Source organism: Mucilaginibacter sp. (assembly GCF_028288105.1).
In the GTDB taxonomy this organism is placed as follows: domain Bacteria; phylum Bacteroidota; class Bacteroidia; order Sphingobacteriales; family Sphingobacteriaceae; genus Mucilaginibacter.
This window is the reverse complement of sequence record NZ_JAQBOI010000037.1, coordinates 26,429-38,702: the sequence shown is the minus strand read 5'-3', so window position 1 is coordinate 38,702 and position 12,274 is coordinate 26,429. Positions and strand designations below refer to the sequence as shown.

The 12,274-nt window shown below is 41.4% G+C and carries 15 protein-coding genes; 12 read left to right on the top strand and 3 right to left on the bottom strand.

The features are described from left to right. Positions 1–354 (top strand): SMP-30/gluconolactonase/LRE family protein (locus JWQ85_RS02420; protein ID WP_299463375.1); only part of this gene is annotated, 354 nt, incomplete at its 5' end. A gap of 366 nt (positions 355–720) precedes the next feature. On the opposite strand, the gene JWQ85_RS02415 is transcribed toward JWQ85_RS02420, so the two are convergent. Next, on the bottom strand, positions 721–1,896 hold the full coding sequence (locus tag JWQ85_RS02415; protein WP_299463372.1) for a glycosyltransferase family 2 protein: 1,176 nt from the start codon (positions 1,894–1,896) through the stop codon (positions 721–723). Next, positions 1,893–2,816, bottom strand: a complete 924-nt coding sequence (locus JWQ85_RS02410) for a glycosyltransferase family 2 protein (protein ID WP_299463369.1) — start codon at positions 2,814–2,816, stop codon at positions 1,893–1,895. The genes JWQ85_RS02415 and JWQ85_RS02410 overlap by 4 nt, the downstream gene beginning before the upstream one ends. Positions 2,817–2,876: 60 nt before the next feature. Between JWQ85_RS02410 and JWQ85_RS02405 the strand changes: the two genes are divergently transcribed. The 8 genes from JWQ85_RS02405 (at position 2,877) to JWQ85_RS02370 (ending at position 7,226) form a co-directional block, all read left to right on the top strand. Continuing rightward, the gene (locus JWQ85_RS02405; RefSeq protein WP_299463366.1) at positions 2,877–3,377 is read left to right on the top strand and encodes a hypothetical protein; all 501 of its coding nucleotides are present in this window, start codon (positions 2,877–2,879) and stop codon (positions 3,375–3,377) included. Positions 3,378–3,385: 8 nt separating this feature from the next. Then, positions 3,386–4,519 carry a fused response regulator/phosphatase gene (locus tag JWQ85_RS02400; RefSeq protein WP_299463364.1) on the top strand — a complete coding sequence of 378 codons (1,134 nt, stop codon included), beginning with the start codon at positions 3,386–3,388 and terminating at the stop codon, positions 4,517–4,519. Further along, positions 4,519–4,857 carry an STAS domain-containing protein gene (locus JWQ85_RS02395; RefSeq protein ID WP_299463361.1) on the top strand — a complete coding sequence of 113 codons (339 nt, stop codon included), beginning with the start codon at positions 4,519–4,521 and terminating at the stop codon, positions 4,855–4,857. The genes JWQ85_RS02400 and JWQ85_RS02395 overlap by 1 nt, the downstream gene beginning before the upstream one ends. A 5-nt stretch (positions 4,858–4,862) precedes the next feature. Further along, on the top strand, positions 4,863–5,417 hold the full coding sequence (locus tag JWQ85_RS02390) for an ATP-binding protein (protein WP_299463358.1): 555 nt from the start codon (positions 4,863–4,865) through the stop codon (positions 5,415–5,417). Between the two features lie 109 nt (positions 5,418–5,526). After that, a complete protein-coding gene (locus JWQ85_RS02385) occupies positions 5,527–5,997 on the top strand; it encodes a response regulator transcription factor (RefSeq protein WP_299463355.1) in 471 nt (156 codons plus the stop codon). A gap of 107 nt (positions 5,998–6,104) precedes the next feature. Then, on the top strand, positions 6,105–6,644 hold the full coding sequence (locus JWQ85_RS02380; protein ID WP_299463352.1) for a DUF4199 domain-containing protein: 540 nt from the start codon (positions 6,105–6,107) through the stop codon (positions 6,642–6,644). Continuing rightward, positions 6,637–6,834, top strand: a complete 198-nt coding sequence (locus JWQ85_RS02375; protein WP_299463349.1) for a hypothetical protein — start codon at positions 6,637–6,639, stop codon at positions 6,832–6,834. The genes JWQ85_RS02380 and JWQ85_RS02375 overlap by 8 nt, the downstream gene beginning before the upstream one ends. Next, positions 6,801–7,226, top strand: a complete 426-nt coding sequence (locus JWQ85_RS02370) for a MarR family transcriptional regulator (RefSeq protein ID WP_299463346.1) — start codon at positions 6,801–6,803, stop codon at positions 7,224–7,226. The genes JWQ85_RS02375 and JWQ85_RS02370 overlap by 34 nt, the downstream gene beginning before the upstream one ends. 42 nt (positions 7,227–7,268) lie before the next feature. On the opposite strand, the gene JWQ85_RS02365 is transcribed toward JWQ85_RS02370, so the two are convergent. Next, positions 7,269–8,249, bottom strand: coding sequence for a phytanoyl-CoA dioxygenase family protein (locus JWQ85_RS02365; RefSeq protein ID WP_299463343.1), 981 nt, complete (start codon positions 8,247–8,249; stop codon positions 7,269–7,271). A 126-nt stretch (positions 8,250–8,375) separates the two neighbouring features. On the opposite strand from JWQ85_RS02365, the gene JWQ85_RS02360 reads away from it, so the two are divergent. The 3 genes from JWQ85_RS02360 to JWQ85_RS02350 all read left to right on the top strand — a co-directional run bounded on the left by JWQ85_RS02360 (position 8,376) and on the right by JWQ85_RS02350 (position 12,216). Continuing rightward, positions 8,376–9,236 (top strand): AraC family transcriptional regulator, encoded by an 861-nt coding sequence (locus tag JWQ85_RS02360; RefSeq protein ID WP_299463340.1) that lies wholly within the window; start codon positions 8,376–8,378, stop codon positions 9,234–9,236. A gap of 223 nt (positions 9,237–9,459) precedes the next feature. Further along, positions 9,460–9,891, top strand: coding sequence for a GNAT family N-acetyltransferase (locus JWQ85_RS02355; RefSeq protein ID WP_299463338.1), 432 nt, complete (start codon positions 9,460–9,462; stop codon positions 9,889–9,891). Positions 9,892–10,056: 165 nt separating this feature from the next. Then, complete coding sequence (locus tag JWQ85_RS02350; protein ID WP_299463335.1) at positions 10,057–12,216, top strand: PQQ-binding-like beta-propeller repeat protein; 2,160 nt, start codon at positions 10,057–10,059, stop codon at positions 12,214–12,216. Positions 12,217–12,274 lie beyond the last annotated feature (58 nt).

Below are 12,274 nucleotides of genomic sequence, written 5' to 3'. Positions count from 1 at the left end.
AAAAAACCAAACGGCATTGTAGGTACGCCGGATGGCAATTACCTGTACGTTGCTGATATTGGTGATAATAAAATATACAAATTTAACATAGATACCGATGGCACCCTTGATGACAGGCAGGTATTTGTGCAGCAAGGCGCCGATGGTATAACGCTTGATGAACGCGGAAACCTTTATCTGGCAGGTAAGGGCATTACCATTTACAACCCTAAAGGCCAGCAAATAGGCCATATCGATATCCCCGAACCCTGGAGCGCCAATGTATGTTTTGGAGGGAAGAACAGGGATATGTTATTTATTACTGCATCTAAAGCGATATATACTTTAAAAATGAATGTGAGGGGAGTAGAGTAGATCTGGTTAAACTAATTTGTCATCCTGAACGATAGTGAAGGATCTATTATTAAACTTTGCATATTGAAATTGCAAGTCGGCGATTAGATGCTTCACTATTGTTACCCATGGCAATTGTTAGTAAATGGCGTGAGAAGTGTTCACGTTCACGGCCGTGAACACCGTCATGAACGCATAAATAACTAATAATGACCAATTTAAAAATAAGCTACTGAAAAAATAACGTCACCATTAAATCCAAACCTGGCACGGGCAAACATGCACTATAATATAATCTGTCACGCCCCCCCGCAAAGATCTGTCATTGCACCTTTAAAGGCCACGGGATTTGATAACTCAGCATGACAAGTTTTATTAAAATCCCAGTCACATTTTCCTTTGCGCTTTTTCCCAAACAGAGCTTTGCTTTGTGGTAAAATAGCGGATAATACCGGCTAAAACGGCATAGTTCATTACGCAGAAGTAGTAAGGGATAAAGAGGGCTTTAACGCGGATATGGCGTTTCTCCAATATAAAACCGAGTATGGCTAACAGATAAAACAGCACCTGCCCGACAAATAGCAACTCATAAAACCAACCTTTACCTGCAAAGGCCAGGGCAAAATTGGTGATAAATGCCAGTATCAGAAAGAAGGGTGTAACCGTCCACCGTAAAACACGGTGACTTACATATTGGAATGATAGTACCGGGAATTTAAAAGGCAGCAACAGGCTTTTTAAACGCAGGATAGACTGGATACCACCAGCCGCTATCCTGATCTTGCGTTTCAGCTCTTCCGATACATTTTCTGATGCGGTTTCAAGCGCATAAGCTTCCGGTTCGTATATGATGCGGTAACCCTTGGCGGCAATTAGCATAGATATCATAAAATCGTCCAGCACGGTATCGGCGGGCACATCCTGGTAAAGGTTACGCCTTACGCTAAACAATTCGCCGGCGGCACCTACTACCGAGTACAGTTCAGAATCCCATTTTTTTAAGGCCGATTCATATTTCCAGTAAAAACCCTCGCCGGCTGCGCTGGCATCGGCGTTAGCATCTATCTGTACGCGTTTTTCACCAGCCACGGCACCTACTGTTTTATCGCTGTAGTGGCGGCAAATGCGGGTTATAGCTTCGGGATTAAGGAAGGTATTGGCATCGGTAAACACAACCACCTCAGTATCTACATATTCCATTGCACGGTGCACGGCGGCAATTTTACCGGCACGTTCCGGGCGGTGCAATAGTTGGATCTGCGGGTGTTCGCTTATTATTTCGGCTGTCCTATCAGATGAGCCATCGGTTACAAAAACAAACTTAAGCTTGCCTGCAGGATAATTTAATTGCAGGCTATTAGCTATTTTCTGGCTTATAAAATGCTCTTCGTTATAAGCCGCGACAATCAGGGTACAGGTAGGCAAATCATCGTCATTAACAACCGGGATAACTGGCTTGCCTTTAATTGCCCGCTTTATTTTAATAATAAAGTACAGCAAAAAGCCATAGCCAACAAATGTGTAAAATGCAATAAAGAGGCTTATCCAGAGCGTTAGTTTCATGAAACCTTATTGATGGTAAAGCCTAATTCTGTACTATGTTTACTATGGGTAACGTTCCACCAAACAGCGCGGAAGAGCACGCCAATGAAATTGTATTTCTTCTCTTTTATATAACGAACAAGGTTGCGCGGAACCACCATCAACACAAAATAAATATAAAACACAACGGCCTTAAAAGCAGGCGCGTTATGGCGGATAAACAGTATGCGGTTACGGTTCATGAAATATTCTTTAAATACACTGTTCTTGCCCACCGTCATTGATTCTTTGTGGTAAATAACGGCGTCTCCACGTACCCAGGCCTGGTAGCCGGCCTTGTTAATGCGCTCGCCCCAGTCAACTTCCTCATAATAAATAAAGAAATTATCGGCCATTAAGCCGGCTTTTTCGCAGGTTTCTTTTTTCACCATCATGGCGCCGCCGTGGCAGTAACCGGTTTGGCCAAGCAGGTTATCATACTGGCCAACGTCTTTCTCGTTCTTACCAACAGCCTGGTTGCGGCAGGTGTAATAGTCTACCAATGTAAAGCCCACATATTGAATAATACTTCTATCAAAATCATACACCAGCTTTGGTGATATAATGCCAACCTGCGGGTGTGTATCTAAAATATCTACCAGCTTTTGCACTAAGCCGGGCGAAAACTCGGTATCGTTATTCACCAGGAAATAATAATCGCCTGTTGCTTGCGCAATACCTATATTGTTGCCGCCAGAGAAACCCAAATTGCGCTCTGATCGTATAAATTTAACATTAGGGTATTTGCTTGTCCACAGCGGGATGGGGTTTACGGTACTGCCGTTATCAACAACAATTACCTCTAAATTTTCGTAAGTATTTGTTTCGGCTATTGATATTAGAAGCTCTTCTGTAATTTTATCCTGATTAAAGTTGATGGTGACAACAGATACCTTTTTCATGCAGTATATTTAAACGCTATAATATTAATAAAAGTTAGGCATTTATAATTATTAAAAACTTTGAAGGACAAACAACTTGTTGATAATGCCGAATTACTTGAGCTAAAAGCTGAGGAATTAATGGCTTTGCTCAGAAAAGGAGGGATTGATGCAAAACGGGTAAAGGCTATACAACAGAAGATAAATAAGGCCATTGATGAAACATCGCTGCCAAAAACTATCGAGGCCTTTAAGGAACTGGATGCCGACCGCGACAGGGTGGAACTGTTGAATGATTTTGAATTGCTTTTATCCCAGCATCAATTAGATAGCGAGGTATCCCAAAAATACCTGGGCCACGAACGGGTTAAAAAACTGGTGATTGTAGTTATTGGTATTGTGATGATTACACTGGGTATGGCCATGATCATAATGCCGGCGCCACCATACTTTGAAATGTTCACCATATTTCATTTTAATGATAATGATGGCGTAACCCTTATGGACTTAATAGCATTGCTTATTGTATTTACAGGTGTATATTTGTTTTTAAGCGCTCTGTTAAAAAAACGAACCGCTTAAATATGACCATGTCCACATCTAAAAAAATACTCTTGGTTGATGATAACCCCCTTGTTTTAGAGATGATGGGGCGGGCTTTAAATAAAGAAGGTTTTTACTGCATGAAAGCAATTTCGGCAGATGCGGCTACAGAAATATTGAAGCAGGAGCGACCAGATATTATCCTGTCTGACTATCACATGCCCGATGTTGATGGCTTCGCTTTTAGGCAAAACCTGATCGCGATACCCGAATATAAAGATATCCCCTTTATGTTCCTTACATCCGAGGAAGATAATGATCTGATGCTGAAAGGCATAAATTTGGAAGCTGTAGATTATATATTGAAAGATACGCCGCTACCTGTAGTGGTATCTAAAATAAACAACTTTTTAAGTACCGTACGCGAGCAGCACGAACGCACATTAAAGGAACTGAGTGTTGCCGCTATGGCCCTAAACCTGCATTCGGTGCCGCAAAAGCTGCCGGTTATAAGTGGCTTCGAGGTCGATTTCTGGCATAGATCTTATCAGAACTATCCCGGGGGAGATTTTATAGATTTTATAACCATTGATGAACGCTACACATTTATAGTGCTGGGCGATGTAATGGGTAAAAAATGGGGCGCCTGGTATTTCTCGTTCGGGTTTTTAAGCTATATACGGGCGGCAGTGCGTATTTGCATCTCAGAGGGCAACTTCTCTACCAAAAATATCCTGCAAAAAATAAACGATGTGGTTTATCACGACCCGGTGGTGAACGACGTGCTGTCGAGCCTTTCACTGGGGATGTTAGATGCCATGGAATCAACAATAACCTATTCAGGTGCCGGCGATCTGCCGTTGCTTTATTATAATAGTGCGGATAACAACTTACAGCAAATAGGCTCATCGGGCATGTTGCTGGGCATGTTGCAAGATGGCGATTTTGATGAAGTAACATTTAAACTGAATGCCGGTGACAGGCTTTTTATGTTTACTGATGGTATAATAGATTTTGAAGGTGCCGCTGGAAAGAAGACAGATTATAATACGTTTACAGAAGCCGTTACACCGTATTTAAACCGGCCTTTTACCGAGTTTAAACGAAGCGCTTTTTTGCAGGAAAAAACAGTAGATCATATTGACGACTGCAGCTTAATACATTTACAAAAAACAACTTGATGATATTAGAAACCAACACTTACAAAGATGCTTTAATAGCTGATATACAGGTAAAAGAAGCAAATTTAACCGTATCTGACAGTTTTAAGGACGAGATGACCGCGTTGATAGATAAAGGCAATAAATACATTATTGTGAATTTTGAAAAAGTAATGTATGTTGACAGTTCCTTTTTAGGGGCATTGGTTTCTTCTCTTAAATATGCCATAGCCAATAAAGCCGAAATTGATGTAGCGGGCTTAAATAAAGATGTAGCCGGTTTATTTCAACTGATAAGGCTTAATAAGGCATTTAAAATACACGCCTCGGCAGTTGAAGCGGCGACTAATAAAAGCTAAATAATATGCCTGGTAGTGTATCTAAAAAATTTGTGTTTAATAACAATACCGATGGTTTATACCCATTAGTGCTGGCAGTTATTGAGTACGTAAGGCAAAATATACAGGTTGATGAAAGCACAGAATTTAAACTGAAAATGATTTTGGTAGAGTTACTCACCAACTCATTGAAACACTCCGGGCAAGATAATACAGTTCTTAAAATAAGAACAGCGGGCAATAAGATCAGTATCAGGAAAACAGACAAAGGGAATGGTTTAGCTGTGCGCTGTGGTGAAAACCTTTTAGAGTGGCCATTACCCGGTAGGCACCATACCGATGAAATAATTACCATTTATAGTGATAGCAGCGCAATTTTAAAAGCAAAATTGCACAACAATTGTTGCCTGCGGTTTTTTATTGAAGAGGTCGAGGAAACAAATCCGGTTAACATCAGCAGCCTTGCCGAGCATTTTGGCTTAATGATCATTACCCGTGCCTGCGATACATTCGATTATGAATTTGATATTGATACCTGCACAAATAACTTCATCATCGCACTTGCAGTGCCTCAGATATAGCACGCCTTTTTATAAATAAGGCTTTATAGAAGAAGAGTTTTAAGCCTGTTTCTTTCTGTTTTTGATTACGTCGTCAATTATGTTATTTTTAAACATCAATTAGGCGTAAATGACTTTGAATTTTTGGCTACGTAACAGGTCTGTAATACTTTACGGTGTATCGCTGGCTGTTTTATTATTATTAATGAAATGGCTGGAATGGCGTTTTATTATTGTTGACCACGCATTTGAACTATATGCAGGCGCTTTAGCAATAATTTTTACTTTGTTAGGCATTTGGCTGGCAGTTAAGTTAACAAAGCCAAAAACTACCACGATTATCGTAGAAAAAGAAATTTTTGTAAAGAACGACGCTTTTATTTTAAATACAAATGAATTAACCCGGCTTGGCTTAAGCAAGCGCGAACTGGAAGTATTGCAGCTTATGGCCGAAGGCTTGAGCAACCACCAAATTGCAGAGCGTTTATTTGTATCGTTAAACACTATTAAAACACATTCATCAAAAGTTTTTGAAAAGCTGGAAGTAGAGCGCCGTACCCAGGCAATTGATAAAGCCAAAAAGTTAAACCTAATACAATAACACTATCACCCTTTAGTGTGAAAATGCCTATTTTTATTAAAATCACCCTAAAGTATGAGCAAAAAGCGAATGCGATAAGGCAACTTTGAGCCATAAAACTTAAAACAATGAAGAAGAATGTAATTGTATTTGGATTAATATCCGGGCTTATTGTATCGGTTTTGATGGTTATCGGCATGGCATGGTGCTATAAGAGTGGCAATCACGATGGCAATATGATATTGGGCTATGCCTCAATGTTACTTGCCTTTTCTCTTATTTTTGTTGGCGTTAAAAACTATCGCGATAAGTACAATAATGGTGTCATCAGTTTTGGTAAGGCTTTTAAAATAGGCTTATACATATCCCTCATAGCTTCAACTATGTATGTGCTGGCATGGCTGATAGATTATTACCTCTTCATGCCCGATTTTATGGACAAGTACGCGGCACACGAAATGGCGAAGGCACAAAGCAGTGGTGCAAGTGCCGCCGATATTGCTGCTAAAGTAAAAGAGATAAGCTATATGAAGCGTATGTACAGTTCCTTTATATGGGTTGTGCTTTTTACATATATGGAAATATTACCTGTAGGGCTGATCGTGTCTCTTATTACCGCATTTATATTAAAACGTAAGGCAAAAAGCGGCAACGTGGCAGTTGCCTAAGCGGCTTACCGGTTTAGGCGTAGAGCTTAAAGGCCCGCCAAAACAATCTAGCCCGGTAACACAGGCTGTGTTTAACGATACCTGCGGCAACTGGATCCAGATCTACCAGGTTAATGCTTCAAAGTCAGCCATCCTTACTATATTTGTAAATAAATTATGGATGATAGTAAAAACATTGGTACGCATTTAAAAAGCTTATTGGATGATCTGGTAATTAACCTGCATACACAGCTTAACATTGCCGGCTTCCCGGAAATACGACCATCGCATGGATATATCTTCCAATATATATATGAAGAAGGCTCGCGTATTACCGAACTGGCCGGGCACGCCAAAATAACCAAGCAATCTATGAGTGCATTGGTTTATCAATTAGAAGACTGGGGGTACTTAAAACGGGAGGCCGATAGCAGGGATAAAAGGGGGGTGTTGTTTTTTCTGACTGATAAAGGCACAGCCTTGAAAAAAATGAGCCGGCAAATAAATTACGATTTTGAACGCCAATGGGAAAGTAGGCTGGGTATTGCCAACTATCAAAAATTTCGCGAGAACCTGCAGAAGCTCTGCATCTCGTTAAAATAAGGAAAGCCTGTGCATCTGCACGGGCTTTCCTGCATAAATAAATTACCATTTATCTAACCCCAGTAACTTTTTTCCTAAGGGCGAAAGTTCTGCAACCGGGTTCTTTTTCTCCCGTTCCATTGGGTCGCCAGGGAAAGCATAACCCTGCATGGCTTCGCGGCCCTGCCAACTGTTAATGCGCCATTGTCTTAACTCCTCGTTCTCTTCCTGCGCCGGCATCATAGAAATGTATTGTGCAATGCGTACCTTATTGCCGCTGGTATTTGCACGTATGCCGTGCGGTTCAAGGCTGTTAAATATCAACAGGTCACCAGCTTCCAGCTTTACCTTTTCAATTTCAAAACCTGTAGTATCCGGTTTGTAATGGTCTCGGTCATCGGGCTGTGTTAGTTTCCAGGTATCGTAGGTACGATACAATTCGGGTACACATTGAAAGCCTCCCATAGTTTCATCGGTTTGGTCGGCCAGTGCCAGTACGCCCTGTACGTTCTGCGGCCGGGTTTCGGGGTCATAATCCCAATGGATAAACCCTTTATATTCAAAGCCGGGCCTCAGCGGGAAATTGAGATTAGCACGGTCAATGGTTACCCATAGTTTTTCGGTTCCCCAAACATCGGCAAAAGCCTTATGCACTTTCGGGAACTGGCGGTTATCCCACATAAACTGGTGATTGTATATCTCTACCATACCGGTATTATTCAGTTCGGCCATTTGCATTTGCGCGTTGGGCTTCTTGTACCAACTTTCTATATCGTTAGCATCCTTGCCTTCATATTCCCAAAGGTAACTGGCCAGCTTTTCTACCTGTTCTTTGGGGACGGCGTTTTTTATGATCACATAGCCATTATCTACCCAAAACTTCCAATCAGCCTCGCTTAGTATTTGCAGTGGCTTGCCATTGCTGCGGTCATTAAGTTTTATTTGGCTTGATGTTGCGGTTGATGGGTTGCCCGGTATAACCTTATGTGCTTCATTAGCTTTCATGGCCGGTGTCATTGTTGGTGTCATAGTTTCTGTTTTCATAATTTAATTGGTTTGATAATTCAAAGGTACAGCCGGTAATAAGCCTCAATATTCTGCCTAATGACCAATATTTGCTCTGTATTGATTTTATTTATAGATTTATGTGTTATAATAAGACAACAGGGGATGGATAAGATACAATTAGAACGGATAGAGTTTGAGCCGGGTAAGTCTTTTAAGCTTTTCTCGCCACGGCTCCGCAACACCTTTCTGTGGCATTATCACCCCGAGTTTGAGTTGGTATATGTAGAAGCCGATGCCGGTATCCGCCATGTAGGCTCGCATATATCCGGTTATACCCAAAGCGATCTGGTATTCATCGGCAGTAATCTTCCCCATCTTAATTTTGATTACCGCCTCAGGAGCGATTATCACCAGATAGTGATACAGCTACGGACTGATTTTTTGGGTGCTGCGATTGGTACATCGCCCGAGTTTACGGCTATACACCGTTTATTTAAACAGGCCGACCATGGTATTGCCTTTAGCGGCGAAACGAAGGCCAGGGTAGTGGAGAGGTTAAAACAATTAAATGGCTTAAGTTCTTACAAGCAGTTGATGGAACTGATAGATATTTTTAACCTGCTTGCCCATTCGGCAGATACAGAAATATTGAATACAGACCAAAGTAGCAAAGAGTTTATTTTAAAGGATAAGATAAGAATGGGGGCCATTTATGAATATATAGATGCCAACTATCACCAAAAGCCCGATGTTAATGTGGTTGCTGCCAAAGTGCACCTTACTACTGCCGCCTTTTGCCGTTATTTTAAAAGGCAAACCAACATGACGTTTACCGATTTTGTGAACCAGTACAGAATAGAGCGTGCCAAGAATCTGATAATGCAGGGAAGCAATATTACCGAAACCTGTTACGCAATTGGATTTGAGAGCTTATCCTATTTTAATAAACTGTTTAATAAAATAGTTGGGAAAAATCCCTCCGTATTTAAAAGCGACTGGCTCAATGCATTAAAAAAGAGTTAATTAGTTGATTCGAATAGTAAGGGAATATCTATTGGGTCGCTTTAGAACTAAAACCGTAACCAAATAACTCAAGTACGGAATACATAAGGGCACCGCAGTTGCCCCCCTTCTTATATCTGGACTAAAGCGTTTATATTTATTGGACTATATAACTTATTAGCAGAATTATAAAATTTGAAGTATCACTATTAAATAGTTTCAATCATAATTTAAACGCCTAAAAATGTCCATTCCAGAAGTTGTATTTCAGCGCGAATTAACACTTAGTCCAGATGAGTTTATTGATGTACTAAGCCGTAGCACCCTGGGCGAGCGCAGGCCAATTAATGATGCCCACCGCATACAGGCAATGCTGCAAAATGCCAACCTGATAGTAACCGCCCGTATAGATGGTAAACTGGTAGGGGTATCGCGGGCGTTAACCGATTTTGGTTTCTGCACTTATCTGTCAGATCTGGCGGTTGATGAAGCATATCAGAAAATGGGTATCGGTGTTCGTTTAATAGCCGAAACAAAAAGGCAGTCGCCACAAGCCAAGTTAATATTACTTGCTGCACCTGCCGCTGTAAACTATTATCCCAAAACAGGAATGACAAATTTTACACATTGTTTCCTGCTGGATGATGTGAACGACCTTGTTATAAAGGACAAGTAAATACAAATAAACTAACCTTATAAAGCCGCTTTGATCAGCGGCTTTTTGCTTTCAGCTTTAGCTTTTCACTAATCCGCGTGAGTGGATGTGAAATCCTGAGATTAAGCAAGCAGTAATTCGCACTACAAAATTTATATTTATCTTGGTTGACCTAACCAATTATAAATGAAAAAAATTATCGGTCTGCCGCTTGTGGCTGCTGTATTTGTATTAACCTGTGGCTGTAACCATAACAAAGATTATAAATCATGGCCTCAGTATAAGGGGTCTAACGAGAATATCCATTATTCATCATTAACCGAGGTGGATACCACCAATGTTAAACAATTGCAGGTAGCCTGGACATATCATACCCGCGATGCCGACTCGGCTAACCACTCGCAAATACAATGTAACCCCATAGTAATTGACGGTACTTTGTACGGCACTACACCCAAAATGAAACTGTTTGCCATTGATGCTGCTACAGGTAAAGAGAAATGGCAGTTTAACCCCTTTGATTCGCTGGCCAAGGATAAGCGCATGTTTTTTATAATGAATAACTCAAGGGGTGTGGCCTATTGGGGCAATGAGGACGATAAAAGGATTTTCTACACCGCAGGCTCATACCTGTATTGTATTAATGCTACTACCGGTAAAACAGTTAACAGTTTTGGCGATAAAGGCAAACTGGACCTGCACGACGGACTTGGGCGGGATGTGAAAGATCTTTTTGTTACCTCTTCATCCCCACCTATTATCTATAACGATATACTAATTACGGGGACAAGGGTAGATGAAGGCCAGCATGCTGCACCGGGCCATATTCGGGCTTATAATGTGCGTACGGGCAAGCAGCTTTGGATATTTCATACTATACCTTACCCTGGCGAAGATGGTTATGACTCATGGGACGATCCCAACGCTTATAAATTTATAGGTGGCGCAAATGTTTGGAGCGGCTTTAGTATGGATGTAAAAAGAGAGATTGTTTACGGCTGTACAGGGTCGGCATCTTATGATTGGTATGGGGGCAAACGGTTGGGTAATAACCTGTATGCCGATTGCCTGTTGGCCTTAGATGCAAAAACCGGTAAACTAATTTGGTACTTCCAGGATGTTCACCATGATGTTTGGGATAGGGATATTCCTTCGGCACCAGCATTGGTAACTATTAAAAAGGATGGCTTAGCTATCGATGCGGTGGCTATTACTACAAAATCAGGCTTTGTGTTCACCTTCGACAGGGCTACTGGTAGCCCTGTTTATGATATTTTAGAGAAACCTGTACCAGCCTCTACCGATCTGGTAGGTGAGAAGCTTTCATCAACTCAACCCTATCCAACCCTGCCTGCACCTTTTATGAGGCAGCTGATGACAGAAAAAGAGATAAACCCATATCTACCTGATTCATCCAAACAACAGGTCTTAAAAGCCTTAAGAAGCTACAAGAACGACCATATGTTTAATTCACCATCGTTGCAGGGCACGGTAGTGTTCCCCGGTTTAGATGGGGGCGCAGAATGGGGCGGCCCATCGTATGACCCGGAAACCGGCATTTTATACATAAATGCTAATCAAATGGCATGGGTGATACAGGCTATTCCTATTCAAACCAAAGCTGCTGCTAATGAAACTAATCTGGAGGCCGGTCAGCGTTTGTTCAAAGCCAATTGTATGACCTGCCACGGAGCAGATCGTAAAGGATCGGGTACGTTCCCATCACTTATTAGTATCAATAAAAAATACTCCACGGCTTCGTTTGATACCCTGCTGCAATCGGGCAGGAGGATGATGCCGGCCTTCAGGCAGTTGAAATCTGTTGAGCGCCAAGCCATTGCATCATTTATTTTAAGCATCAAAACAGAGCAACCAAAACCATTTGTTGATGCGGATAGCCATAAAGATGATGCTTTTAAAGTGCCTTATTCAATTGTGGGCTACAACAAGTTCCTGAGCAAAGAGGGCTATCCGGCGATATCGCCACCATGGGGTACGCTGAATGCTATCGATTTAAATACCGGCAAATTTGTATGGAAACAAACCCTGGGTGATGATCCTGAGTTTCCGCATGGTAAAGAGCAATCGGGTACCGAAAATTATGGTGCATCGGTTATCACCAAAGGCGGCTTATTGTTTATAGCGGCTACTAAAGATGGTAAGTTCCGCGCTTTCAATAAAAAGACTGGTAAATTGCTTTGGGAAGTTACCCTGCCGGCCCCCGGATATGCAACGCCATCTATTTATGAAATTAATGGTAAGCAGTATATTGTAATTGCCTGTGGTGGTGGTAAAATGAACACCAGATCAGGCGATAGCTTTGTGGCTTTTGCTTTGCCCAAATAAGATTTCACATTAAAGTATGAGAAATTAGTCCTGTTTGAACGTTTTAACAAAGAGAATT